21 protein-coding genes and 2 pseudogenes are annotated in these 24,992 nt (G+C 70.9%); 14 read left to right on the top strand and 9 right to left on the bottom strand.

Translation table 11 applies throughout. The annotated features are described in order from the left end of the window. The 4 genes from CKO33_RS11255 to pmbA form a co-directional block, all read left to right on the top strand. Window positions 1-1,302: YhdP family phospholipid transporter (locus CKO33_RS11255; RefSeq protein ID WP_274600759.1), on the top strand; the 1,302-nt coding region annotated here is incomplete at its 5' end. Window positions 1,303-1,480: 178 nt separating this feature from the next. Beyond that, entirely contained in the window at window positions 1,481-2,305 is an 825-nt protein-coding gene (locus CKO33_RS11250; RefSeq protein WP_338081773.1) for a carbon-nitrogen hydrolase family protein, read from the top strand. A 145-nt stretch (window positions 2,306-2,450) separates the two neighbouring features. Continuing rightward, window positions 2,451-3,899 carry a metalloprotease TldD gene (gene tldD / locus CKO33_RS11245; RefSeq protein WP_200182334.1) on the top strand — a complete coding sequence of 483 codons (1,449 nt, stop codon included), beginning with the start codon at window positions 2,451-2,453 and terminating at the stop codon, window positions 3,897-3,899. 49 nt (window positions 3,900-3,948) lie between these two features. Next, window positions 3,949-5,295 (top strand): metalloprotease PmbA, encoded by a 1,347-nt coding sequence (gene pmbA, locus CKO33_RS11240; protein ID WP_200182333.1) that lies wholly within the window; start codon window positions 3,949-3,951, stop codon window positions 5,293-5,295. Here the strand turns inward: pmbA and CKO33_RS11235 are convergent. Genes CKO33_RS11235 through purM form a run of 4 tightly spaced genes read right to left on the bottom strand, consistent with a single transcriptional unit; the run spans window position 5,257 to window position 9,190 of the window. After that, window positions 5,257-6,696 (bottom strand): dihydrolipoyl dehydrogenase family protein, encoded by a 1,440-nt coding sequence (locus CKO33_RS11235; RefSeq protein WP_200182332.1) that lies wholly within the window; start codon window positions 6,694-6,696, stop codon window positions 5,257-5,259. The two genes, pmbA and CKO33_RS11235, sit on opposite strands and share 39 nt — an antisense overlap. A gap of 37 nt (window positions 6,697-6,733) precedes the next feature. Further along, window positions 6,734-7,480, bottom strand: coding sequence for a DUF3108 domain-containing protein (locus CKO33_RS11230; RefSeq protein WP_242472599.1), 747 nt, complete (start codon window positions 7,478-7,480; stop codon window positions 6,734-6,736). After that, on the bottom strand, window positions 7,464-8,135 hold the full coding sequence (gene purN / locus CKO33_RS11225) for a phosphoribosylglycinamide formyltransferase (RefSeq protein WP_200182330.1): 672 nt from the start codon (window positions 8,133-8,135) through the stop codon (window positions 7,464-7,466). Before purN ends, CKO33_RS11230 begins: the two co-directional genes overlap by 17 nt. Beyond that, a complete protein-coding gene (gene purM, locus CKO33_RS11220) occupies window positions 8,135-9,190 on the bottom strand; it encodes a phosphoribosylformylglycinamidine cyclo-ligase (RefSeq protein ID WP_200182329.1) in 1,056 nt (351 codons plus the stop codon). Before purM ends, purN begins: the two co-directional genes overlap by 1 nt. Before the next feature lie 151 nt (window positions 9,191-9,341). Between purM and CKO33_RS11215 the strand changes: the two genes are divergently transcribed. From CKO33_RS11215 to hda, 3 genes and pseudogenes are all read left to right on the top strand, one after another. Then, on the top strand, window positions 9,342-10,418 hold the full coding sequence (locus CKO33_RS11215) for a DUF2066 domain-containing protein (RefSeq protein WP_200182328.1): 1,077 nt from the start codon (window positions 9,342-9,344) through the stop codon (window positions 10,416-10,418). Then, window positions 10,415-10,979 (top strand): annotated as a pseudogene (locus CKO33_RS14030) (CDP-alcohol phosphatidyltransferase family protein). Before CKO33_RS11215 ends, CKO33_RS14030 begins: the two are co-directional and overlap by 4 nt. A 58-nt stretch (window positions 10,980-11,037) precedes the next feature. Continuing rightward, window positions 11,038-11,724 (top strand): DnaA regulatory inactivator Hda, encoded by a 687-nt coding sequence (gene hda / locus CKO33_RS11205; RefSeq protein WP_200182327.1) that lies wholly within the window; start codon window positions 11,038-11,040, stop codon window positions 11,722-11,724. On the opposite strand, the gene CKO33_RS11200 is transcribed toward hda, so the two are convergent. Both CKO33_RS11200 and wrbA read right to left on the bottom strand, forming a co-directional pair. Further along, window positions 11,690-12,115: a DUF2069 domain-containing protein gene (locus tag CKO33_RS11200; RefSeq protein ID WP_200182326.1), complete on the bottom strand. Its 426-nt coding sequence runs from the start codon at window positions 12,113-12,115 to the stop codon at window positions 11,690-11,692. The genes hda and CKO33_RS11200 overlap by 35 nt on opposite strands. Next, the gene (wrbA, locus tag CKO33_RS11195) at window positions 12,112-12,732 is read right to left on the bottom strand and encodes an NAD(P)H:quinone oxidoreductase (protein ID WP_200182325.1); all 621 of its coding nucleotides are present in this window, start codon (window positions 12,730-12,732) and stop codon (window positions 12,112-12,114) included. Before wrbA ends, CKO33_RS11200 begins: the two co-directional genes overlap by 4 nt. 235 nt (window positions 12,733-12,967) lie before the next feature. Between wrbA and CKO33_RS11190 the strand changes: the two genes are divergently transcribed. Together CKO33_RS11190 and CKO33_RS11185 are read left to right on the top strand one after the other, a co-directional pair. Next, entirely contained in the window at window positions 12,968-13,222 is a 255-nt protein-coding gene (locus CKO33_RS11190; RefSeq protein ID WP_200182338.1) for a DUF4398 domain-containing protein, read from the top strand. Window positions 13,223-13,278: 56 nt separating this feature from the next. After that, the gene (locus CKO33_RS11185; protein ID WP_200182324.1) at window positions 13,279-13,569 is read left to right on the top strand and encodes an acylphosphatase; all 291 of its coding nucleotides are present in this window, start codon (window positions 13,279-13,281) and stop codon (window positions 13,567-13,569) included. An 8-nt stretch (window positions 13,570-13,577) separates the two neighbouring features. Here the strand turns inward: CKO33_RS11185 and CKO33_RS11180 are convergent, their stop codons facing one another. Next, window positions 13,578-14,459 carry an HDOD domain-containing protein gene (locus CKO33_RS11180; RefSeq protein WP_200182323.1) on the bottom strand — a complete coding sequence of 294 codons (882 nt, stop codon included), beginning with the start codon at window positions 14,457-14,459 and terminating at the stop codon, window positions 13,578-13,580. 121 nt (window positions 14,460-14,580) lie between these two features. Here CKO33_RS11180 and CKO33_RS11175 point away from each other — a divergent pair, with 121 nt between their 5' ends. After that, a complete protein-coding gene (locus CKO33_RS11175) occupies window positions 14,581-16,848 on the top strand; it encodes a DUF1631 domain-containing protein (protein WP_200182322.1) in 2,268 nt (755 codons plus the stop codon). A gap of 11 nt (window positions 16,849-16,859) precedes the next feature. Here the strand turns inward: CKO33_RS11175 and CKO33_RS11170 are convergent, their stop codons facing one another. Further along, a complete protein-coding gene (locus CKO33_RS11170; RefSeq protein WP_200182321.1) occupies window positions 16,860-18,578 on the bottom strand; it encodes a proline--tRNA ligase in 1,719 nt (572 codons plus the stop codon). Between the two features lie 175 nt (window positions 18,579-18,753). Here CKO33_RS11170 and CKO33_RS11165 point away from each other — a divergent pair, with 175 nt between their 5' ends. After that, window positions 18,754-19,806, top strand: a complete 1,053-nt coding sequence (locus CKO33_RS11165) for an efflux RND transporter periplasmic adaptor subunit (protein ID WP_439099439.1) — start codon at window positions 18,754-18,756, stop codon at window positions 19,804-19,806. Next, the gene (locus CKO33_RS11160; RefSeq protein ID WP_200182320.1) at window positions 19,803-23,051 is read left to right on the top strand and encodes an efflux RND transporter permease subunit; all 3,249 of its coding nucleotides are present in this window, start codon (window positions 19,803-19,805) and stop codon (window positions 23,049-23,051) included. The genes CKO33_RS11165 and CKO33_RS11160 overlap by 4 nt, the downstream gene beginning before the upstream one ends. A 12-nt stretch (window positions 23,052-23,063) precedes the next feature. Here the strand turns inward: CKO33_RS11160 and CKO33_RS11155 are convergent, their stop codons facing one another. After that, window positions 23,064-23,915, bottom strand: coding sequence for an SDR family oxidoreductase (locus CKO33_RS11155; RefSeq protein ID WP_242472598.1), 852 nt, complete (start codon window positions 23,913-23,915; stop codon window positions 23,064-23,066). A 228-nt stretch (window positions 23,916-24,143) separates the two neighbouring features. Between CKO33_RS11155 and CKO33_RS11150 the strand changes: the two genes are divergently transcribed. Both CKO33_RS11150 and CKO33_RS13685 read left to right on the top strand, forming a co-directional pair. Next, on the top strand, window positions 24,144-24,443 hold the full coding sequence (locus CKO33_RS11150; protein WP_200182319.1) for an FmdB family zinc ribbon protein: 300 nt from the start codon (window positions 24,144-24,146) through the stop codon (window positions 24,441-24,443). A 122-nt stretch (window positions 24,444-24,565) separates the two neighbouring features. Next, window positions 24,566-24,895 (top strand): annotated as a pseudogene (locus CKO33_RS13685) (DUF502 domain-containing protein); the annotation flags it as partial. Window positions 24,896-24,992: the final 97 nt, after the last annotated feature.

Here is a 24,992-nt window from a genome sequence, read left to right as displayed (position 1 = left end):
GGGGTGTTCACCCCGGGGCTCCTGAAGGGGGCCGGGCGCGGGGCCCTGCGTCTTGGCGGCGGCGAGCCGGCCCTGCCCGCAGAGGGCCTTGCCGTGACGGGGCGTACCGGGCGTCTGGACCTGCTGGCATGGCGTGACCTGGGGCCGGGGCTGGGTGGCACGGGGTCAGGGCAGGCCCCGCCGCTGGCCCTGGATCTGTCGGCACGGGCGCTCACCTGGGGCCGGCTGCGGCTGGAGGAGGCCACCCTGCGGGGTCACCGGGACGCCGGCGGCTGGGGCCTTCACCTGGACGCCCCCGCCGCGGCCGGCTGGATCCGCATCCCCTCCGCGCAGGCCTCCACGGATCCCCTGGTGGCGGACATGGAGCACCTGGATCTGGACGCCCTCGGTGCCCGGAGGCCCATTGCCGCGGGCGGGCTGCCGGATCCCGGGGGGCTGCCGCCGCTGCGCCTGCAGAGTGACCGCCTCACCTGGAAGGGCCGGACCCTGGAGGACACGGTATTGTCCACCCAGCCGGTCCCCGGGGGGGTGGAGATCCTGCGGGGGCAGGGGCGCACGCCCGGCGGCGATCTGGAACTGGCGCTGCAAGGGGACTGGCGGGGAACACCGGGGGCGGGCTTTCGCACCACCCTGGAGGCGGAACTCACCGCCGGGGATCTGGGACGGGGGCTGGACGCCCTGGGCCTGCAGCATCCCTTCCAGGGAGGGCAGGGGCGTGTGGGCGCCGACCTGTCCTGGCCCGGTCCTCCCTGGCGGCCGGATGTGGCGGGACTGCGGGGCAGCGCTGTGGTGCGCCTGCGGGACGGTCAGCTGGCCGAGGTGGAGCCCGGGGCGGGGCGTCTGCTGGGCTTGTTCAGTCTGGAGCTGTTGCCGCGGCGGCTGAACCTGGATTTCCGCGATCTGGTGCGGCGCGGCTTTGCCTATGACCGTATGGCAGGGGATTTCACCCTGAGGGACGGGGGGCTGCACACCCCGGACCTGCGCATCCGGGGACCGGCCGCCCGCATCCAGATCGAGGGCACCACCGACCTGGTACAGCGCACCTACGATCAGCGCATCCTGGTCACCCCCAGCGTCGGCGGTACCCTGCCCCTGGCCGGGGCCCTGCTGGGCGGTCCCGTGGCCGGCCTGGCGGTGTTCGTCTTCGACCGGGTCACCGGGGTGGGCGAGGCCATCGACGAGGCGGCACGGGTGGAGTATCGCGTCACCGGACCCTGGGGGAATCCCCGGGTGGAGGCCGTGGCCCGCGTCGGCAACGACGCTGGGACGGACGGCCCCTCATCCGATGGTGGTCGTCAATGAGGCCCTGGTGTTGCTATAGTAGCGCCGCACCGCCGCCGTCGCGGCGCCCCGCCTCCGGGGCCGGTGGTACCGGCGGCCGCCCGCTCCCGCGGGGGGTACGGCGCGGGGTCCCGTTCCCGGCATGATCGTGCGAGCGCACCGCAACACAACCCTCCCTGCCATCTCCAAGGGATTCAACGTGACACGAGCCGCTGCCATCCAGATGGCCTCGGGCACCAACCTGAGCGCCAATCTCCAGGAGACCGGACGCCTCATCGCCGAGGCCGCGCATGCCGGCGCGGGCCTGGTGGTGCTGCCGGAGAACTTCGCCCTCATGGGCATGCACGAGAAGGACAAGGTCGCCCTGCGGGAGACCGACGGCGAGGGCCCCATCCAGGACTTCCTCGCCCAGCAGGCCCGCCGCCATGGCATCTGGCTGGTGGGGGGCACGGTGCCCCTGGCCTGTCCCGATGCCGGCAAGATCTTCGCCGGCTGCCTGGTCTACGACGACCAGGGCCAGCGCCGCGCCCGCTACGACAAGATCCACCTGTTCGACGTGCACCTGCCGGACAGCGAGGAACACTATGAGGAGTCCCAGACCATCATGAGCGGCGACCGCCTGGTGACCCTGGACACCCCTTTCGGGGTCCTGGGCCTGGCGGTGTGCTACGACCTGCGTTTTCCCGAACTCTTTCGCGGGCTCCTGGACCGGGGGGCCGAGATCATCGCCCTGCCCGCCGCCTTCACCGCCGTCACCGGCCGCGCCCACTGGGAGCCTCTGGTGCGGGCCCGGGCCATCGAGAACCAGGTCTATATCATCGCCGCCGCCCAGGGGGGGTTCCATGTCAACGGCCGCGAGACCCATGGCGACAGCATGATCGTGGACCCCTGGGGCCATGTGGTGGACCGCCTGACCCGGGGCGCGGGCATGGCCCTGGGGACCCTGGATCCGGAGCGCCAGCGGCTCATCCGCCGCAGTTTCCCCTCCATCGCGCACCGGAGGCTGTCCTGCGACCTGGCCTGAGGGCCCGGTGGACCGGCCCCTGCCGCGAAAACCTTTTTTTTCGCGGGCTTGAATCGGTCGCGTCGCGACCCAACACTTGACCCATGCGCATCATTCCCGAGACCAGCGGGGTCCCTGCGGACCCCGGAACCGGAAGGGCCCCAGCATGACCCAAGCACTGGACACCGCCCGCAAGCACCTGCTGCAACCCGCCGGCCTCACCGATGGGGACCTGGACCGCGTCCTCGCGGTCCTGTGCGCCCCGGGCCTGGACGGCGGCGATCTCTATTTCCAGGCCGCCCATCAGGAGTCCTGGGTGCTGGAGGACGGCATCGTCAAGGAAGGGGGCTACAGCATCGAACGGGGCGTGGGCGTGCGCGCCCTGAGCGGGGACAAGACCGGCTTCGCCTATTCCGACGACATCACCCTGCCGGCCCTGATGGAGGCGGCCGGGGCGGCGCGGGCCATCGGCCGGGCCCAGCAGGACGGACGGGTGGCGGTGCGCCGGGAGGTCACCCCCCGGGACCTCTATCCCCCCCTGGATCCCCTGGGCACCCTGGACGAGCAGGCCCGCATCCGCCTGCTGCAGTCCCTGGACGCGGAGGCACGGCGTCAGGATCCCCGGGTGAGCCAGGTGATCGTGAGCCTGGCCGGGACCCACGAGGTGGTGATGGTGCTCCAGACCGACGGCACCCTGGCCGCCGATGTCCGTCCCCTGGTGCGGCTCAATGTCCATGTCATCGCCGAGGACGGTCAGGGGCGCCGGGAGCAGGGCTCCGCCGGCGGCGGCGGTCGTTCCGGCTATGACTTTTTCCTGGAGCAGGACCGTGGCCTGGGCTATGCCCGGGAGGCGGTCCGCCAGGCCCTGGTGAACCTGGAGGCGGTGGATGCCCCGGCGGGCACCATGACCGTGGTGCTGGGTCCCGGCTGGCCGGGTGTGCTGCTGCACGAGGCGGTGGGTCATGGCCTGGAGGGGGATTTCAACCGCAAGGGCACCTCCGCCTTCAGCGGCCGTCTGGGGGAGCGAGTGGCGGCCCCCGGTGTCACGGTGGTGGACGACGGCACCCTGGAAGGCCGCCGCGGCTCCCTCAACGTGGACGACGAGGGCACCCCCACCAACCACACCGTGCTCATCGAGGACGGCGTGCTGCGGGGCTACATGCAGGATCGCCTCAACGCCCGTCTCACCGGGATGCCCCTCACCGGCAACGGCCGTCGCGAGTCCTACGCCCATCTGCCCATGCCGCGCATGACCAACACCTACATGCTGGCCGGACCCCATGATCCCGGCGAGATCATCGCCTCGGTGGACCAGGGGCTGTACGCCGTCAACTTCGGCGGCGGCCAGGTGGACATCACCTCGGGCAAGTTCGTCTTCTCCGCCTCCGAGGCCTATCTCATCGAGGGCGGGCGGGTGACCCGGCCGGTGAAGGGGGCCACCCTCATCGGCAACGGCCCCGACGTGCTTACCCGGGTCTCCATGGTGGGCAATGACCTGGCCCTGGACACCGGCGTGGGCACCTGCGGCAAGGAGGGGCAGAGTGTGCCCGTGGGGGTGGGACAGCCCACCCTGCGGGTGGACGGCCTCACCGTGGGCGGTACCCACCAGTCCTGAACCCGAGCGAATCCGGAGGGCCCGCGGGCCCCGTGAAGCAGGAGTGAGCATGTCGCAAGCACAGTCCCCGGAACTGGATCCCAGGGCCCTGGAGGCGGTGGTGGCCCAGGTGCTGGAAGAGGCCCGGCGCGCCGGCGCCACGGCCGCGGAGGCCGCCGCCAGCCGGGACAGCGGGCTCTCGGTGAACGTGCGCCTGGGGGAGGTGGAGACCCTGGAGTACCACCGCGACCAGGGGGTGGCGGTGACGGTCTACATGGGCCAGTGCAAGGGGGCGGCCAGCACCTCCGATCTGCGTCCCGAATCCCTGCGGGAGGCGGCCCGGGCCGCCTGTCGCATCGCCCGTTTCACCACCGAGGACCCCTGCGCCGGGCTGGCGGATGCCCGTCTCATGGCCCGGGACTGGCCGGATCTGGACCTGGATCACCCCTGGGGGGTGAGCGCCGACGAGGCCATCGAGCGGGCCCGCATCTGCGAGGCCGCCGCCCGGGAGCGGGATGACCGCATCGTCAACTCCGAGGGGGCGAGTCTGGACAGCTTCCGCGGCGCCTCGGTCTATGGCAACACCCACGGTTTCCTCGGCGGCTACATCACCACCCGCCACGGCCTGAGCTGCTCGGTGCTGGCCTCGGAGGGGGCAGGGGGCATGCAGCGGGACCACTGGTACACCGTGGCCCGCCATGCCGGGGACCTGGAGGACGCCGCTGAAGTGGGCGTGCGCGCGGCGGACCGGGCCCTGCGGCGTCTGGGGGGGCGGCGCCTGTCCACCCGGCGCTGCCCGGTGGTCTACGCCCCGGATGTGGCGCGATCGGTGATCGGCCATTTCCTGGGGGCCATCCGCGGCGGCGCCCTCTACCGCAAGGCCTCCTTCCTGCTGGATCACCTGGGCCGGCCGGTGTTCCCGGAGTTCGTCCATATCCACGAGCAGCCGCACCTGCCCCGGGCCCTGGGCAGCGCCCCCTTCGACCACGAGGGGGTGGCCACCCGCGCCCGGGATCTGGTCACCGACGGGCAGCTGTCCGGCTATCTGCTGGACAGCTATTCCGCCCGCCGTCTGGGCATGGAGACCACCGGCAACGCCGGCGGCGTGCATAACGTCACCATCGATGCCGGCGAGCAGGATCTGGAGGGCCTGCTGCGGGAGATGGGTACGGGGCTTCTGGTGACGGAGCTCATCGGCCATGGCGTGAACACCGTCACCGGGGACTACTCCCGTGGCGCCGCCGGTTTCTGGGTGGAGGGGGGCGAGATCCGGCACCCCGTGGAGGAGATCACCGTGGCCGGCAATCTCCGGGACATGTTCATGAATCTGCAGGCCGTGGGCCGGGACGTGGACCGGCGGGGCAATATCCGCACCGGTTCACTGCTCATCGACGGCCTCACCGTCGCCGGGGAGTGAGCCCCAGACCGCCTGCTCCAGGCCCCACTTCGCCCCCAGGGTCTCGGCGGCGTTGAGCACCTCCTCGGCCCGGGCCGGGTGGTTGTAGCGCCCGCGGGCGATCCAGGCCAGGGCGGTGTCCGCGTCCGGGGCCAGGGAGAGCAGGTGGATCAGCTCCCCCGCCTGGGCGCCGACAATCTCCCCGCCCAGCAGGGTGCCCCGGTCCAGGTCCCCCACCAGGCGCACGAACCCCCGGGGGTCATCCTGGCCCAGGGCGCAGGGGGAGGTGGCGAAGGCAGCAAAGCCCACGGCGGGCTCCAGGCCCGCATCCTCCGCCCCGTCCTCATCCAGCCCCAGCCGGGCCAGTTCCAGGGCGCTGTAGACCACCACCGGCACCTGCAGCGGGTCCGGGGCATGGGTTCCCCCGTCCAGGATCCGGTCCACCGCCGCGCCGGCCTCCGCCAGGGCGTGGTTGGCCGTCATCCAGGGGTTGGCCACGTCGCCGATGGCGAGGATGTGCCCCGCGCCGGTGCGCAGCCCCTCGCGGCGCACGAAGCCATCGCGGTCGGTCTCCACCCCGGCCCGTTCCAGGTCCAGCCCCGCCGTGTGGGGGCGGCGCCCCGTGCCCAGGCAGACCCAGTCCACCGTGATGCGTTCGCCCCCGTCCAGGGTCAGGGTGACGTCCTCCCCGCCAACGTCCACGGATTCGAAACGCCGGCCGCTATGCAGGCGCACACCGGCGGCCCCCAGGGCTTCCTCCAGGGCCTTCCGGGCCGGGCGGCTGAATCCCTGGCGGCGCAGCATGGGGGAGCGGGCGAGCCAGACCACCTCGCGCCCCAGGGCGGCCAGGATGAAGGCCATCTCCGTGGCCACCACGCCGCTGCCGATCACCGCCACCCGCCGCCCGGGGGGCGGCCGCTGCTCGAACAGCAGGTCGGTGGTGAGCACCCGGCCCGGCAGCGGGCGGAAGGGGGCGGGCACATGGGGCTCCCCCCCGGTGGCGATGAGGATGTGGCGGGCCTCCAGGGTGCATGGGCCTGCCGCGCCCCCCGTCACCGCCAGGGTATGGGGTCCGGTGAAGCGGGCATGGCCCTCGATGGCCGTCACCCTCAGGTGCTTCAGGTAGTCCTGATAGCTCTGGCGCACCCGCTGCACCACCGCGCGCTGGTGCTGCCAGGCCGCCTCCAGGTCCGGTTCCAGACGTCCCCGCAGGCCGCGGTCCCCGAAGCGGTCCTGGGCGGTCAGGATACGGGCCGTGTGGTGCCAGTCCTTCTTGGGCACGCAGCCCCGGTTCAGGCAGCATCCGCCCCAGGATCCCCGTTCCACCAGGGCCACCGACAGCCCGCGCAGGGCGGCCTTCACCGCCGCCCGGTAGCCGCCGGGGCCGGAGCCGATCACCGCCAGATCATAGCGTTGGGTCATGGAGCCTCCTTGGCCTGATTCCGGTGCGAAGGCGGGGTCACTTCCCCGTGTCGTGCCATTCCAGGGTGCGCAGGTTCAGCACCAGCCGCTCGTCCCCCTGCATCTGCTCCAGCCGTACCGGCAGGTAGTTGAGCCGCGGTGCGAACCAGGTGCTTACAGTGGTGTCCCGGTCCTCGATATGGCGGATCACCGGGATGGCCTCCAGCCGGCCCAGGGGGGTGTCGATGCGTTGCGCCGCGCCCACCTGGAAGTGGTAGGTGGTGAGGCGATCCTTGTCCACGATGGTGCGGCTGAAGCGGTCGCGCCCCTTCACCAGGGCCTGGATCATGGACAGTTGCAGGGTGAAGCGGTCCACGGCGTCCGGGGGGATCTCCAGGGAGAAGCTGCGGCCGTTGCGCGTCCCCCGGACCTCCCCCCGCTCCCAGTCGAAGCGGCTCTCGGTGAGGCGCTTGCGGTCGTCGCTCATGTGCTGGTAGAGATATTCCAGGCTCTGCAGCCTGGCGGGGGTGATGCGAAAGATGCTCTGTTCGATGATCTCGTCGCTGAGTACCCAGGAGAGGACCCCGGTGGGACGGATCTGGGCCCGGTAGCGCAGGTATTCCCCCTCCCGGCTCAGGGTGATGCGGGCCACCACGGAGAGGCCCATCTTGCTGGCCTGGTATTCCGCGGTGTAGGAGGGGGGCACGTAGGGCATGGCCGCCGCCAGGCCCGGCAGCAGGAGCAGCGCCAGCAGCCAGCAGGGCCACAGCGGGCCGGGGTGATGGGGTCTAGGCCGGCGGGGCATCGCCGTCCACCCGGAGGGGGACCTGCAGGGGTTGTTCATCGAAGTGCACCTGTCCGTCGTCTGCCAGTCGCAGCCGTCCCTGGCAGAACCAGCGCACCACCCGGGGATAGAGGCGGTGCTCCTGGTGCTGCACGCGGGCGGCCAGGGACTGGGGGGTGTCGTCCGCCTTCACCGGCACGCGGGCCTGGGCGATGATGGGGCCGCCGTCCAGTTCGCCGTTGACGAAATGGATGCTGCAGCCGTGGCTTTCGACACCCGCTTCCAGGGCGCGTTCATGGGTGTGCAGGCCGCGGAAGTCCGGCAGCAGGGAAGGGTGGATGTTGATCAGGCGCCCCGCATAGTGCTGGACGAAGCCGGGTGTGAGCACCCGCATGAAGCCGGCCAGCACCACCAGGGCCGGATGGTGGGCGTCGATGCGGGCCATGAGGGCCCGGTCGAAGGCCTCGCGCCCGGAATACGCCCGGTGGTCGATCACCTCGGTGGGGATGCCCGCCCGGGTGGCCCGTTCCAGCCCGGCCACCCCGGGGCGGTTGCTGATCACGCCGCGGATGCGCCCGGGGATCTCCCCGCGGGCGGCGGCGTCGATGAGGGCCTGCAGGTTGGTGCCCGAGCCGGAGATGAGGACGACGATGCCGGGCAGGGCGTTCTCGGACATCAGCACCCCCATTCCACCCGGGGCTCCCCCTCCGCTGCGGTGATGCGGCCGATGGGGAAACAGGCCATGTCCCGGGCTTGTAGCTGTGCCCGCGCCGCCTCCGCCGCCTCCTCGGGCAGGATCACCACCATGCCGATGCCGCAGTTGAAGGTGCGCAGCATCTCCCGTTCCTCGATGCCGCCCGCCTCCTGCAGCCAGTTAAAGACCGGTGGCCGCGGCCAGGCGCCGGGGTCGATGCAGGCCCGCGTGCCCTCGGGCAGGACACGGGGCAGGTTCTCCAGGAGCCCGCCCCCGGTGATGTGGGCCAGGGCGTGCACGGGCTGGGTCTTCAGCAGTTCCAGCAGGGGCCGGACGTAGATGCGCGTGGGCGCCATCAGGGCGTCCCCCAGGGTGGTCTCGCCGCAGGGCATGGCAAGGTCCGCCTCGGTGAGTTCCAGCAGGCGCCGGATCAGGGAGTAGCCGTTGGAATGGGGACCGGACGAGGCCAGACCCAGGAGGACGTCGCCGGGGGTGACACGGCTGCCGTCCAGGATGCGGGATTTCTCCACGATGCCCACGGCAAAGCCGGCCAGATCGTATTCCCCGGCGGCGTACATGCCCGGCATCTCCGCCGTTTCGCCCCCCACCAGGGCGCAGCCCGCCAGGGCACAGCCGTCGGCGATGCCCTTGACCACCTCCTCGGCGGTGTCCACCTCCAGGGCGCCGGTGGCGTAGTAATCCAGGAAGAACAGGGGCTCCGCCCCCTGGACGATGATATCGTTCACGCACATGCCCACCAGGTCGACGCCGATGGTGTCGTGACGGCCCAGTTGGTGGGCCAGTTTCAGCTTGGTGCCGACGCCGTCGGTGCCCGAGACCAGCACCGGTTCGCGATAGTCGGCCACCGGGAGCTCGAACAGGGCGCCGAAGCTGCCCAGGCCGGTGAGCACGCCGGGACGCCGCGTGCGGCGGGCATGGGGCCCGATCCGTTCCACCAGGAGGTTGCCCGCGTCGATGCTGACCCCGGCATCTTCGTAACGGATCCCGTGGACGGGTTGAGGGGCTTTTCGGACCATGGAGGATATCCTCGGCGTGGGAGGTGGGGGCCGGCGGGGCCGCAGCCCGACGGGCCGGTGATGTTAGCCGTGGGCCGGATGGCTGTAAACCGAAGCGGCCATGCCGGCGATATGCTATTTTATCGGGCCCGATGTGCGCAGTCCCAGTCCCATGGCCATGACCTTCGCCGCAGCCCGCCGTCGCGCCCTCCTTCCGGGCCTGATCCTTGCCGTCGTCGTGGCGGTGCTGCCGCCGTGTGCGGTGGCGGCCGCGCCCCTGGAGGAGGTGCGGGTGGCGGTGGACGACAAGTCGCCCGGGACCCGTGAGGAGGCCTTCACCCGGGCCCTGGAGCGGGTGCTGGTCCGGCTGACCGGACGCCGCATCCCAGCCGGGGCACCCGCATGGGAGGCCCTGAAGGCCTCCGCCGGCACCCATGTCCAGGCCTATCGCTACGAGGAGGGGCCGGAAGGCGGGCATCGGCTCTGGGTACGCTTCGACCGGGAGGCCCTGGAGGGGCTCGCCGGCGAGGCGGGGTGGGACCTCTGGGATGCCCAACGGCCCAGCCTGATGGTGTGGATGGTGGTCCAGGAAGGGGTGAACCGGCACCTTGTGGCCGAGGACGACTCGGGCGGTGTGCGCCGCCAGCTGGCCGCCGTGGCCCGGGCCCGGGGTTTGCCCCTGATCTTTCCGCTTATGGATCCGGAGGACTGGCGGCGGGTGAGTCCGGCCCATGTGGTGGGCGGTTTCACCGGGTCCCTGCGGGAGGCGGCGGACCGGTATGCCTCCGATGGCATGCTGGTGGCCCACCTCCATGCGGAGGGGGAGGGCTGGCAGGGGCGTTTCCGTCTGAGCCTGCGGGGGGCCCCGCTGGGGGAGCGCCGTTTTCAGTCCCGGCAGCGGGACGAGGTCCTGGAACAGGGGGTCCACTGGGCCGCCGATGCCGTGCGGGGGCAGGATCCCGCCCGTGGGGACGATAACGGACCGGGCATCCTGGAGGTGACGGTGATGGATGTGGTGGATCATGCCGCCTACCTGCGGGCCCGTGATCGCCTGGCCCGCCTGGATCCGGTGCGGGAGGTGGTCCCCGGCCATCTGGCCCCGGAACGGGTACGCTTCCGGCTACGGCTGCGGGGGGATGCCGCTGAACTGGAGCGGGCCGTGCGCAGGGATCCCTTCCTGGCCGTGATCCCCTCCGAAGAGACCACGGACGGTCCGGCGTCCGTGCCGGCCTTCAGGTTGCTGCAGTGACGCCCCGTCAGATCCCCAATCTCATCACGTTGTTACGTATCCTCCTCACCGGGCCCATCATCTGGGCCCTGGTGCAGCGGGAGTACGGCCTTGTGCTGCTGCTGGTGGTGGTGGCCGGTGCCAGCGATGCCCTGGACGGCTGGCTGGTGCGCCGCTATGGCTGGTACACCCGCCTCGGGGGGTATCTGGACCCCCTGGCGGACAAGGTGCTGGTGGTGGGGGCCTACACCACGGTGGCCTACACCGGTCTGCTCCCCTGGTGGCTGGTGGCTGGTGGCCCTGGTGCTGGCGCGGGATCTGGTGATCATCGGCGGTGCCGCGGCCTTCCGCGCCGTCACCCAATCCCTGGAGATGCAGCCCCTGGGCATCAGCAAGCTGAACACCTTCCTGCAGATCACCCTGGTGCTGTCGGTCATCATCGACGCCGGCGTGCTCGCCCTGCCGCAGCCCTACCTGGATGGCATGCTGGCGCTGGTGACCCTGACCACCGTGAGCAGCGGCGTGGCCTATGTGGTCACCTGGAGCCGCAAGACCTTCAACCACCGGCGGCACGTCTCGTGATGTGGCCGGCGGCATTCGGCGCGGGCCGTGGCGGGCCCGCCCGCGGGGACCTGGTCCGATGCAGCAACTGACCCTGGACGTGGCCCTGCGCGAGGGGGCCAGCTTCGACACCTTCCACCCCGGGGATCAACCCCTGGGGCCGGAGGCGGTGCAGGCCCTGGCCCGCGGGGACGGCGAGACGCAGATCTATCTCTATGGCGAGGCGGGCTGCGGCAAGACCCACCTGCTGGAGGCTGCCTGCCATCTTGTGGCGGCGGACGGCGGCCGCATCGCCTACCTGCCGGCCGGGCTGGTGGCCCGCAGCGGTCCGGAGGCCCTGGAGGGCTGGCAGACCCTGGATCTCATGGCCCTGGACGACATGGACCTGTTTCCCCGGGATGCGGAACTGGAGCGGGCCCTGTTCGATCTCCTCAATCGCCTGCGGGAGGCGGGGGTGCGGCTGCTGCTGGCCTCCCGGGCGGCCCCGCGGGCCTTGCCTCTGTCCCTGCCGGACCTGCGTTCGCGCCTGCTCTGGGGGCCGGTGATCCATTTGCAGGAACTGGATGACGAGCACAAGCCCGAGGTCCTCGCCGCCCGGGCGCGGCGGCGGGGCTTCGAACTGCCGCGGGAGGTGTGTGAATACCTCCTGCGCCACTACCGGCGGGACCTGCCCTCCCTCATGCAGGTGGTGGACCGCCTGGACGAGGCCTCCCTGGCCAGCAAGCGCCGCATCACCGTGCCCTTCGTCCGCCGTCTCCTGGACTGATCCCGCCGGTGGGGCCCTCCGCGTCCGTCGCCGGTTGGCCCGTGTGCAGGGCCAGCCGGGCATAGCCCAGGCAGCCGGTGAACAGCAGCAGGGACAGGCCGGCCATGAGCAGGCCGTAGCCCTGCAGTGCCGGGGAGACCGCCAGCCAGGCCCCCAGGAGGAAGTAGGGGAGGGTCAGCAGGCCCGTGGCGATATGGGTGCGTGGCCGCCCGTGCAGCAGGCCCCGCAGGGGGGGCAGCAGGGGCAGGGCCAGCACCGCCAGCACCAGGGAGCGGGGCAGGCGCTCCGGCGGTGACAGCCACAGGGTCTGGAGCAGGATCAGGGCCAGCAGACCGAGGATGCCCCCCAGGGTCAATACCCGGAACAGGCGCATGGATCCGGACCGGGTCATCGCCCCGTCTCCTTCCCCATAAGGCGCTGCGCCGTCTCCGCGAGGCGCCGGCCCAGGGCCTGGCACAGCTCCCGTTCGTGTTCGCTCAGCGGGTTCTCCCCCCGGGGGCCGGCCACATGGCTGGCCCCGTAGGGGGTGCCCCCGGTGGTGGTCTGTGTGAGCGCGGGTTCGCTGTAAGGCAGCCCCAGGATCAGCATGCCGTGGTGCAGCAGGGGCAGCAGCATGCTCAGCAGGGTGGATTCCTGGCCGCCGTGCTGGGTGGCGGTGGAGGTGAAGACCGCCGCCGGCTTGCCCGTCATCGCCCCGCCAAACCAGAGGTCGCCGGTGCGGTCCAGCAGGTGCTTCAGGGGGGCCGCCATGTTGCCAAAGCGGGTGGGGGAACCCAGGGCCAGGCCGTGGCAGGCCTGCAGATCCTCCATGCCGGCGTAGGGCGGCCCTTCTTCGGGGATCTCCGGGGACACCGCTTCGCAGGTGGCGGAGACTGGCGGTACGGTGCGCAGGCGGGCCGTGCACCCCGCCACCGATTCCACCCCGCGGGCCACGTGCCGGGCCATGCGCGCGGTGGCACCGCCACGACTGTAATACAGGACCAGGATCTCGACTTCGCTCTGGGGCATGGGGGACACCTCGTGGATCATGCCGGGATAGGGATGGTTGCGGCCATCATGTCATACATCACTGCAGCTTCGGGTCGTAGGCCCATGTCGCCTTGACCGTTTTACCCCCGGATGCTAGCTTCGGAGCACGCTTCCCGGGAACCTTGAAAAGCACGTGAACCCGATCCCCGACCCGCGTCCCTCCCGGTCCATCCGTCCCGGGCCCCTTCCATGCAGGACCTATGGCGCGGTGGCGATGCTCCTGTGGGCGCTGATTTCCGGCTGTGCCACCACGGCGCCGGTGCAGGAGATGAGCGATGCCCGCCAGGCCCTGCAGGCCGCGGAGCAGGCCGGGGCACAGGAACGGGCGGCGGAGGCCTACCGCCGCTCCCGGGCCCTGCTGGAGGAGGCGCAACTCCGGCTGGAGAGCGGGGAGTACGGGCCGGCCCGGGAGAAGGCCCTGGAGGCCAAGCGGGCGGCCATCGAGGCCCGCATCGAGGCCGCCGACTGATCCCCCGGCACACCCCCGTGCCGGGCAAGCCCCATGACCCCGAGGAGGAGCTGTCCATGTCCCAGGCGCAGGAGCCGTCCCTGTCCGCGATCCGCTGCCGTATCCGCGGCCGGGTGCAGGGGGTCTATTTCCGCGCCTCCACCCAGCGCCGGGCCCGGGAGCTGGGCCTTTGCGGCTATGCCATGAACCTGCCCGACGGCGATGTGGAGGTGGTGGCCCGGGGGGAGGCCGGGGCCCTGGAGGCCCTCAAGTCCTGGCTCTGGCAGGGGCCTCCGGCGGCGCGGGTGACGGCCGTGCACTGTGAGGCCTTTGAAGGGACCGTGCCTGCGGGGTTCGAGACCCGCTGATCCCGGTCTCAGGCCCGGGCCCGGGGCAGGAGCACCGCCAGCGTCTCCAGAAACTGCGGTGTAACCTCACCCCAGAGGCCCTCGGTGTCCTCCTCGTCCATCTCCAGAACCTCCCAGACGCCGGGGTCCACCGGCGCGGGGAAGCTGCCGAATTCACTGAAGCTGCCCTCGTCGCAGCGGTTGCTCAGGGCCTCCGCCAGGTGCACGATGGCCGCCTCCAGGCCCGCGCGACGGGCCTCCATGGGCCGGTGGTGACAGGCCACCGCCTCCTGCAGCACCGGCGGCAGGGACCAGAGTTCCAGCAGTGCCCCTCCCACCCGTGCGTGATCCAGGCCCAACAGGGCCTGTTCCTGCGCCAGCAGTCGCACCTCATCCCCCCGCGATTCCTGCAGGGGCTGCTGCAGGATGTGGCTGCGTTTGCTGTGGAGCACGAGACTGCCCACATCGTGCAGGAGCCCCGCCACGAACAGGCGTTCCGGGTGCAATACCCGGCAGCGCTGGGCCAGGACGCGGGCCAGCAGGGCGGTGAAGATGCTGTGCCGCCAGAACACAGCCACATTGAGGGTACCCCCCGGGAGACGCGAAAAGACCTGCGAGGCGCTCACCGCCAGGGCCAGGTGGTACAGGGCCCGGTTGCCGATCACCGATACGGCCCGGGAGATGGTGTCCACCCGGTGGGCGAGTCCGTACAGGGGGGAGTTGGCCAGGTGCAGCACCTGTGCGCTCAGGTTCGGATCCTGGGAGACGATGTTCCCCAGGTTGTGGGCGGAACTGTCCCGAGCCTCCAGGGCCTGGCGCAGACGCACCAGGATCTCCGGGGGCGACACCAGACCGGAGATGTCCCCCAGCAGGTCGTCCATCTCGGGCCGCCGGTCGGATGGAGCGTTCATGTCTCTGATCCTTCGGGGAAAGGGATCTCCACGCGGGTCGTCTCATGCCACTATGACGGATATACTGCCCAAGTCAACCCGTGGGCACGCCGCCCGTTCCCCACACCGCTGCGGGGGTTCCATGAACAGCAAGGCTGAAGACAACGTCGTGGCCTTCCGGGGCGCCACGCGCGCCGGGGGGATGCCCTCGCCCCGGGAGGTGGTGGGCTACTGCCGCAACCTGGCCATGCGCCACGTGCAGCCCCTGCTGCAGGAGATGCTGGACAAGGCGGACGACGCCCTCTTCCGGCTCGCCGACAAGGCCGAGGACAATCAGACCCAGACCGCCTATTTCGAGGCCATGCGGGCCCTGCGGCGGCAGCGTTCCACCGTGGAGAGCGAATACGCCACGCAGCTGGCCCGTGCCTTCGATGCCCTGCTCCTGCCCCGGGGGAAGGCGACACCGGCCGATCCCGCTGAGGCGCAGCCCCAGGGGCTTACCCTGGTGGGCAGCGACGAACTGGAGGAAAACCTGGCGGTGGAGGGCATGGCCGGCAAGGTGCGGCGTACCCACCAGACGGCGCTTTACGGCATCGGACACCGCCTGGCCCACGTACTGCACCGTCCGCCCCCGGAGGAGGGGGGGCATCCCCTGGACCCGGAGACCTTCTGCCAGGCCTTCCGCGAGGCCCTGCGGGCCCTGGATCTGGAGATCCGCATCCGCCTGGTGATCCTCAAGCTCTTCGATCAGCACGTGGCCTCCCGGCTGAGCCCCCTCTACGAGGAGGTGAACGCCTATCTCGTGGGCCGGGGGATCCTGCCGGAACTGCGCCAGGGTCCGGCACCCCGGGCCAGCGGGTCGTCCCGCGAGGGGGCTGCCGCGTCCTCCGCCGGGCCGGGGCCGGAGCAGGAAGGCGGCGGGGAAGGGGATCTGGTGGCCCTGCTGCAGCGCCTGAACCGGCACCGCCCCGGTGGGGGCGCCGCAGCGGGGGGCGTCCCCGGCGGCACCTCCGGCCCCGGCTCGCCTGCGGGCGGGGCCGTGGCCGATGCCCCGGCCCTGGCGGCCGCCCTCTCCCGCCTGGCGGCGGATGAGCCCATCCCCGGTGCGCAGCTCAAGGGGGCGGTGATGGGGGTCCTGGATCCCGGCGGCGGCCGGGCCGTGGCCCTGAGCGGCATGGATGAATCGGCCATCGACATCGTCGCCATGCTGTTCGACTTCATCCTCGATGATCCCACTCTGCCGGCCCCGGCGCGGGCCCTCATCGGCCGGTTGCAGATCCCGGTGCTGAAGGTGGCCGTGCTGGACAAGTCCTTCTTCAGCCAGCGCCGCCATCCGGTACGCCGTTTCCTCAGCGCTCTCTCCCGGGTCGACGTGGCCTGGTGGGCGGAGGGGGGCGACGGGCGCCTGGAGGCCCTGGTGGAGGGGCTGGTGAGCGCCTCCGATGGCGACGCCGCCGCCTTCGCCGAGGCCCTGGAGGCCCTCCAGGGGCTGCAGGAGGCGGCCCGCGAGGCAGCGGAACGCGAGGAGGCCTCCACCACCCGGGCCGTGCAGGACCGGGACCGGGCCCTGCTCACCCAGGGGATGGCCGATGAGGCGGTGGCCCGGGTGATGGAGGGGCGGTCCCTGCCGCCGCCGGTGGAGGCCTTCCTCCAGGGGACCTGGAGAGATCTGCTGGTGGACATCGCACGCCGGGAGGGGCAGGGTGGCGAGGTCTGGCAGCAGGCCCTGAACGTGGCCTCGCTGCTGGTCTGGAGCTTGGCGCCCAAGCCGGATCCCCAGGCCCGGGAGCAGCTCAGGCATCTCCTGCCCACGCTGCTCCAGGGCCTCCAGGAGGGGATGGACCGGGTCTCCCTGCCCGCGGGGGAGCGTCAGGCCCTGCTGGACCTGCTGGCGCGGGAACATGCCCGCCTGGTGCGGCGGCCGGACCTCCCCGAAGGGGATGCGGACCAGGCCCCTGAGGCGGGTGGCGGGGCCGTATCCGCACCCCAGGTCGCGTCCGGGGCCGTACCGGCGGACGGACGCAGCTTCATGGCCCGCAAGGTGCAGGAGATCAACCAGCGCATCGCCGAGGGGCGGTTCACCCTGCCCGGCGACGCCGCGCCTCCCGCAGAGGAGGGGGCCGTGGAGGACCTGCATACCATGGCCGCCCGGGAACTGGAGGAAGGCACCTGGCTGGAGCACCGGGCGGAGGAGGCTTCCCAGCCGGTGCGCATGAAGCTCTCCTGGAAGAGCCTCATCAGCGGCCGCTATCTCTTCGTCGACGCCCGTGGGCTGAAGGTGCAGGAGATGGATGCCCCCTCCCTGGCGGCGGCCTTTCGCGCGGGACGTGCCCGCATCGTCGAGCACACCCCGGTGTTCGAACGCGCCATCGGTAACCTGATGCAGCAACTGGAGGCGGAGTCAGACTGAGGCACAGGGGTTCAGCTCCCCGTGCGCCGGCGCAGGAAGTCCACCAGGTCCGCCAGGGGCACCAGGGTGGCCTCTTCGTCCCGGCGGCCCTTGTATTCCGCCTGGCCGGCGTCCAGCCCCTTTTCCCCCAGCACCACACGGTGGGGGATGCCGATGAGTTCCATGTCCGCGAACATGACCCCCGGCCGGGCGCCCCGGTCGTCGTAGAGCACCTCCAGCCCCGCCGCGCACAGCTGCTCGTAGAGGGCCTCGGCGGCCTCCCGCAGGCGCTGGGACTTGTGGGCGTTGATGGGGCACAGGGCCACCTGGAAGGGGGCCAGGGCGTTGGGCCAGAGGATGCCCCGGTCGTCGTGGTTCTGTTCGATGGCGGCGGCCACCACCCGGGAGACGCCGATGCCGTAGCAGCCCATGGTGATCACCTGGCTGCGGCCCTGCTCGTCCAGCACCGTGGCCTCCAGGGCGCGGCTGTACTTGTCCCCCAGCTGGAAGATATGGCCCACCTCGATACCGCGGCGGATGCGCAGCCGGCCCTGGCCGTCGGGGCTGGGATCCCCCTCCACCACGTTGCGCAGGTCCGCCACCGGCGGCAGGGGGGTGTCCCGGTCCCAGTTGATGCCGAACAGGTGGCGGTCGTCCTGGTTGGCGCCGGCGGCGAAATCGCTCATGAGGGCGACGCTGCGGTCCACCACGCAGGGGATGGGCAGGTTCACCGGCCCCAGGGAGCCGGGGCCGGCGCCGATGACGGCGCGGATCTCGGCCTCGGAGGCCATGCGCAGGGGCGTGGCCACCTGGGGCAGCTTCTCGGCCTTGAGGGGATTGAGTTCGTGGTCGCCGCGCACGATCAGGGCCACCAGCTGGGTATGCATGTCCTCCGCGGCGGCCACCACCAGGGTCTTGACCGTCTTCTCCACCGGCAGGCCGTGGTCGCGGGTGAGGTCGGCGATGGTGCGCACCCCGGGGGTGTCCACCATGCGCATGGCCTCGGTGGGGGCCGGGCGTTCCGTGGTTTCGGGGCGTGCCTCGGCCAGTTCCACATTGGCGGCATAGTCGCTGCCATCGGAGAAGGCGATGGCGTCCTCGCCGGAATCCGCCAGCACGTGGAACTCATGGGACCCCTGCCCGCCGATGGCGCCGGTGTCCGCCTGCACGGCGCGAAAATCCAGGCCGCAGCGCTGGAAGATGCGGCTGTAGGCCGTGTACATGGCCGCGTAGGTCTGCTGCAGGCTCTCTGCGTCGGTGTGGAAGGAGTAGGCATCCTTCATGATGAACTCCCGCGCCCGCATGACGCCGAAGCGGGGCCGGATCTCGTCGCGGAACTTGGTCTGGATCTGGTAGAGGTTCAGGGGCAGCTGGCGGTAGCTGTTGATCTCCCGGCGCACCAGGTCGGTGATCACCTCTTCATGGGTGGGGCCGAAGCAGAAGTCGCGCTCATGGCGGTCCTGCAGGCGCAGGAGCTCAGGCCCGTACTGGTCCCAGCGCCCCGACTCCTGCCACAGCTCCGCCGGCTGCACCGCCGGCATGAGCAGTTCCAGGGCCCCGGCGCGGTTCATCTCCTCGCGCACGATGGCCTCCACCCGGCGCAGCACCCGCAGCCCCAGGGGCATCCAGGTGTACAGGCCGGAGGCCAGGCGGCGGATGTAGCCGGCCCGGAGCATGAGCTGGTGGCTGACGATCTCGGCGTCCGCCGGGGTCTCTTTCAGGGTCGTCAGGGGAAACTGGGATACACGCATGCGGAACATTCCAGGACATGGGGTGGATCGAGCGCCACAATGTAGCACGAAGCCCCGGCCCGCGGCCTTGCGGGGGGAGGTGGTTTTGAAAAAGATCAAGAGATAGTATATTAGGTAGAACTAATATTTCATCGGCCCCGATTCCTGCCGGGGCCGCGGAATGCGGGGTGCGTGCATGGCTATGTACAAGCGAGGCATGGGTTGGGGGCTGCTGGCCGTTCTCCTGGGGTTTGCCACCGGATCATGGGCCGCGGGGGATCTGGAGACGGCCACCGCCCAGGTGCGCAGCCTGCCCGCGGAGCAGGTGCTGGACGGACATGTGGAGGCGGTGCAGCAGGCCACGGTCTCCGCCCAGACCAGCGGCCGGGTGGTGGAGGTCGTCTACGATGTGGATGACTTCGTGCAGGCCGGGGATCTGCTCCTGCGCCTGCGGGATACGGAGCAGCGGGCCCGCCTGGAGCAGGCGGAGGCGGCCCTGCGGGAGGCCCGGGCCCGTTTCGAGGAGGCCCGGGCCGAGTATGCCCGGGTCGAGGGGATCTTCGAGCGCCAGCTCATCTCCCGCGCCGAGATGGACCGGGCCACCGCTGCCCTGGAATCGGCCCGGGCGCGGCTGGAATCGGCCCGGGCCGCCCGCGAGGAGGCCCTGGAGCAGCTGGAGTACACCCGGGTGCGGGCCCCCTACGCGGGCATCGTCACCGAGCGCCACGTGGAGGTGGGGGAGACCGTCAATCCCGGCCAGCCCCTCATGTCCGGCCTCTCCCTGGAGACCCTGCGGGTGGTGGCGCAGGTGCCGCAGCGCTTCATCAATGACGTGCGCGAGCATGACCGGGCCCGCATCCTGCTGCAGGACGGGCGCAGCCTGGAGGCCCGTGAACTCACCTTCTTCCCCTATGCCGATCCCCGTTCCGCCACCTTCCGTGTGCGCGCCCGCCTGCCGGAGGGGGTGCCGGGTCTGTTTCCGGGGATGTACGTGAAAGTGGCCTTCCAGGTGGAGGAGCGTCGCTGCCTGGTGGTGCCCGCCCCGGCCCTGGTGCAGCGCAGTGAGGTGGCGGCGGTCTACGTGGTGGATGACGCGGGCGGGATCCGGCTGCGTCAGGTGCGTCCCGGCCGCCCCGTGGACAATGGTCAGGTGGAGATCCTGGCGGGACTGGAGCCCGGTGAACGGGTGGCCCTGGACCCGGTGGCCGCCGGCCTCGCCCTCAAGGCCCAGCGGGAGGCGGCACGATGAGCGAGCAGCAGGCAGAGGGCCCCCTGGGCCTCTCCGGGCGCATCGCCCGGACCTTCCTCACCTCCCAGATCACGCCGCTGCTGGCCCTGCTGGGGCTGCTTATGGGGGTGTTCGCCCTGATGGTGACGCCCCGGGAGGAGGAACCCCAGATCGATGTCACCTTCGCCAACGTCTTCATCCCCTTCCCGGGGGCCTCGGTGGAGGAGGTGGAGCAGCTGGTGAGCATCCCCGCCCAGCAGGTGCTCTCGGAGATCGAGGGGCTGGAGCATGTCTATTCCGTGTCCCGGCCCGGCATGGCCGTGCTCAGTGTCCAGTACCAGGTGGGGGAGCCGCGCACCGAGGCCCTGGTGCGCCTGTACAACCAGATCCAGTCCAACCGGGACTGGTTCCCGCCGGGACTGGGGGTGGGGGAGCCCATCGTCAAACCCAAGGGGATCGATGATGTCCCCATCGTCACCTTCACCCTCTGGACCCGGGATCCGCAGCGGGGCGGCCATGAGCTGCAGCGCGTCGCCCACGCCCTGGAGACGGAGCTCAAGCGCATCCCCGGCACACGGGATGTCTACACCATCGGCGGGCCGGACCACGTGGTGCGGGTCCTCCTGGATCCGCAGCGGGTGGCGGGGTACGGCCTGGCCCTGGAGGATCTGCGGCGGGCCCTGCAGGCGGCCAACCAGTCCCGGGATGCCGGCGCCCTGGTGCGGGGCAACGGCGAGATCCCGGTGCAGGCGGGCACCTTCCTCACCACCCCCGACGAGGTGGCCGGTCTCGTCGTCGGGGTGCATGACGGCAACCCGGTCTATCTTGGCGACGTGGCCGAGGTGCGCCAGGGGCCGGACAGTCCCGATCGCTATGTGCGCATGGGCTGGGGGGCGGCCCACCCCGGTGCCGTCCCCGGCCATACCGAACCGGCGGTGACCCTGGCGGTGGCCAAGCAGCCGGGGACCAACGCCGTGGATATCGCCGACCAGCTCATCCAGCGCATGGATGCCCTGCGGGCCACCCACATCCCCGAGGGGGTGGAGGTGACCCTCACCCGCAACTACGGCAAGACGGCCGACGACAAGGCCAGCAAGCTGATCCAGAAGCTGATCCTGGCCACCACCTCGGTGGTGATCCTGGTGTGGCTGGCCCTGGGCTGGCGCGAGGCCTTCATCGTGGGCACCGCCGTGGTCATCACCCTGGCCATCACCCTGTTCGCCTCCTGGGCCTACGGCTTCACCCTGAACCGGGTCTCCCTGTTCGCCCTCATCTTCTCCATCGGCATCCTGGTGGACGACGCCATCGTCGTGGTGGAGAACATCCACCGCCACCTGCAGAGGGGGGCGAAGGGGCTGCGCGAGGCCATCCCCCGGGCGGTGGACGAGGTGGGCGGGCCCACCATCCTGGCCACCTTCACCGTCATCGCGGCGCTGTTGCCTATGGCCTTTGTCAGCGGCCTCATGGGCCCCTACATGAGCCCCATCCCCATCAACGCCAGCATGGGCATGCTCATCTCCCTGGGGGTGGCCTACGTGGTGACCCCGTGGATGACCTACAAGCTGCTGCGCCGTCACGCCGAGTCCTCCACCCCGGCCCGGGGGGGCAAGGGTACCCATAACGACGAGGGCGCCGGGCGCTGGATGCAGGCCGTGGCGGAGTGGGGGCTCGGCCCCTTTCTGCGGGGGCGGGGGGCCGGGATGCGCCGCCTGGGGCTCTACGGCGGCATGATCCTGCTGATCCTGCTGGCGGTCTCCCTGGTCTACGTGCAGGCGGTGGTGCTCAAGATGCTGCCGTTCGACAACAAGTCGGAGTTCCAGGTGGTGGTGGAGATGCCCGAGGGCACGAGCCTGGAGCGCACCACCCGTGTGCTGCAGACCATGGGGGATCACCTGGCCACGGTGCCGGAGGTGCGGGATTATCAGATCTACGCCGGTACCGCCTCACCCATCAACTTCAACGGCCTGGTGCGCCAGTACTATCTGCGGGAGGGCAGCCACCTGGGGGACATCCAGGTGAATCTGGTGGACAAGAAGCACCGCGATCGCAAGAGCCACGACATCGCCCTGGAGGTGCGCGGGCCGCTGCAGAAGATCGCCGATGCCCATGGCGCCGTGGTGAAGGTGGTGGAGGTGCCCCCGGGGCCGCCGGTGCGCGCCCCCATCGTGGCCGAGGTCTACGGCCCCGACCGGGCCGGGCGCATGGAGGTGGCCCGGGCCCTGGAGGGCATGTTCCGGGACACACCGGGGGTGGTGGACGTGGACACCTCCCTGGAGCATGCCGGGCCGCGCCATATCCTGGAGGTGGACCGGGAGAAGGCCGCCCTGCTGGGGGTCTCCCAGTCGGCGCTGGCCGCTGTCGTGGATACGGTCCTGAGCGGGGAGGATGTCAGCTATCTCTTCGGGGGGCACCACAAGTACGCCGTGCCCATCCGGCTGGAGTTCGCCGATGCCGACAAGGCCCGGCTCGATGCCGTCCTGGGCATGGAGGTGCGCGCCCGCAACGGGGATCTGGTGCCCCTGTCCGAGCTGGTGCGGGTGGTGGACACCACCCGGGAGCGTTCCATCCAGCACAAGGACCTGCTGCCGGTGGTCTATGTCACCGGCGACATGGCCGGCCGTGTGGACAGCCCCCTCTACGGCATGTTCGATCTGGTATTTGGCCTGGATGACCGGCCCATGATCCAGGGCCGGCCCCTGGAGCAGCACTTCATCGCGCCGCCCCCGGACACCACCGGGTACGCGGTGAAATGGGACGGGGAATGGCAGATCACCTATGAGACCTTCCGGGACATGGGGCTGGCCTACTCCGTGGGGCTGGTGCTCATCTTCCTGCTGGTGGTGGCGCAGTTCCGTTCCTACCTGGTGCCCCTGATCATCATGGCCCCCATCCCCCTGACCATCATCGGCGTGATGCCCGGCCATGCCCTGCTGGGGGCGGAGTTCACCGCCACCTCCATGATCGGGATGATCGCCCTGGCGGGGATCATCGTGCGCAACTCCATCCTGCTGGTGGACTTCATCAACCAGGAGATGGCCCGTGGTGTGTCCCTGGAGGACGCGGTGGTGCGGGCCGGGGCGGTGCGGGCCAAGCCCATCCTGCTCACCGGGCTGGCGGCCATGATCGGGGCCGGCTTCATCCTGGACGATCCCATCTTCAGCGGGCTGGCCATCTCCCTGATCTTCGGCATCCTGGTCTCCACCCTGCTGACGCTGGTGGTGATCCCGGTGCTCTACTACAGCTACCTGCGACGCCGCAGGGCCTGATCCCCGCGGGGGTCAGCGGTGCTCGCCGCGGGAGACGGCGAGCATCACCCGGTCCATCCAGGGATCGGGCAGCAGCCGCTTCAGGGCCACAAAGACCTGGGTGGGCAGGGTAACCCGGTAGCGGCTGCGGGGGCGGGGATGCTCCAGGGCGTGGATGAGCCGCTGCACCACCGCCTCCGGCGGCAGGGTGAACGGGGCCGCCGGGCCGCTCTTTGTCAGGCGGCGCTCGGCGGCGGCGTACTGTTCCCGGAAGTGGCTGTCCTCCCGGGGGATGCGGGCCGTGAAGGCGGCATGGGCATTGGCCCGAAAACGGGATGCGATGGGCCCGGGCTCGATCAGGCTCACGTGGATGCCGCTGCCCTCCAGTTCCATGCGCAGGGTGTCGGTGAGGCCCTCCAGGGCGAACTTGGAGCAGGTGTAGGCGCCGCGAAAGGGCAGGGCCACCCGGCCCAGCACCGAGCTGTTCTGCACGATGCGCCCCGCCCCCTGGGCGCGCATCACCGGGATCACCCGGTTGGTCAGCTCCAGCCAGCCCAGCAGGTTGGTCTCCAGCTGCGCCCGCAGGGCCTCCCGGCTCAGATCCTCCACCGCCCCCGGCTGGCCGTAGGCGCCGTTGTTGAACAGGGCATCCAGGGTGCCGCCGGTGGCCGCCAGCACCCGCTCCACCGCGGCCTGGAGGGAGTCGCCGTGCGTCAGGTCCAGGGCCAGGGCGTCCTCCAGGCCCTCGTCCCGGAGCCGCTCCACGTCGTCTGCCCGGCGGGCGGTGGCGAACACCCGGTAGCCACGCTGCTTCAGGCTGTGGGCCGCGCAGTGGCCGATGCCGGAGGAACAGCCGGTGATCAGGATGCTGCGGGGTGGGGTCAAGGTGCTTCTCCCTGCTGGGATATGGGTCTGAAAGGGGGTTGAAAACCGGGGGCACGCCCCCATCATCGCGACGGGAATCCACGCAGCGCCGCGAAGCGGTATACTGGGGGCCATCCGCTGCCCAAGTCGGCCGCCGGCCACCCCGTGTCCCCGCGGCGGCGGCCCCGCCGGGGCCCTGCGGCTTCCCCCAGCGGTTCATCCGATTGCGTCCATCACGGGAGAGTGAGCATGCCCATTTACGAATACGAGTGCAAAGCCTGCGGCCATCGCATGGAGGCCATCCAGAAGCTGTCCGATGCGCCGCTGGTGGACTGCCCGGCCTGCCAGGCCCCGGAACTGACCAAGCTGGTGTCCCCGGCCGGTTTCCGCCTGGGGGGCAGCGGCTGGTACGAGACCGACTTCAAGAAGGGCAATCAGCGCAATCTCAAGAAGGAGGGGGACAGCGCCCCCGCCTGCGGTACCGGGGGGGACGGCGGGGGCAGCAGCTGCCCGGCCTGTCCCGCCGCATCCGGCACCGCCTCCGGCTGATCCCCTTGCAGGATCACAGTCCAGCCTGGGTGCACGCCCTGCGTCGTTACCTGATCGCGGGCCTGCTGCTGTGGGTGCCGCTGGTGGCCACCGTGGCCATCATCAAGTTCATCGTCGATGCCATGGACCGCACCCTGCTGCTGCTGCCCCCGGCCTGGCGGCCGGAGGCCCTGCTGGGGTTCACCATCCCGGGGTTCGGCATCCTGGTGGCGGTGGCCATCGTCTTTTCCACAGGGCTGGTGGTGGCCAACCTGGTGGGGCGCAAGCTGGTGGAGCTCTGGGAGGCCCTGCTGGCCCGCATCCCCCTGGTGAACACCATCTACTCCGCCATCAAACAGGTGGTGGAGACGGTGCTGGGCACCACCGGCGAATCCTTCCGCAAGGTGCTGTTGGTGGAATACCCCCGCAAGGGGGTCTGGGCCCTGGGCTTCCAGACCCAGGTGGGGGTGGTGGGGACGAACACCGTGACCACCTCCTTCTCGGTGCGCTCCTGCACCTCCCCCACCCCCACCTGGGTCTGGAAGCCCAGGGCCCAGACCCAGGTGGGGG

The sequence above is a fragment of the Ectothiorhodospira mobilis genome (assembly GCF_016584115.1).
Taxonomy (GTDB): domain Bacteria; phylum Pseudomonadota; class Gammaproteobacteria; order Ectothiorhodospirales; family Ectothiorhodospiraceae; genus Ectothiorhodospira; species Ectothiorhodospira mobilis.
The sequence above is the reverse complement of the archived record's forward strand: the minus strand, read 5'-3'. Positions and strand labels throughout refer to the sequence as shown.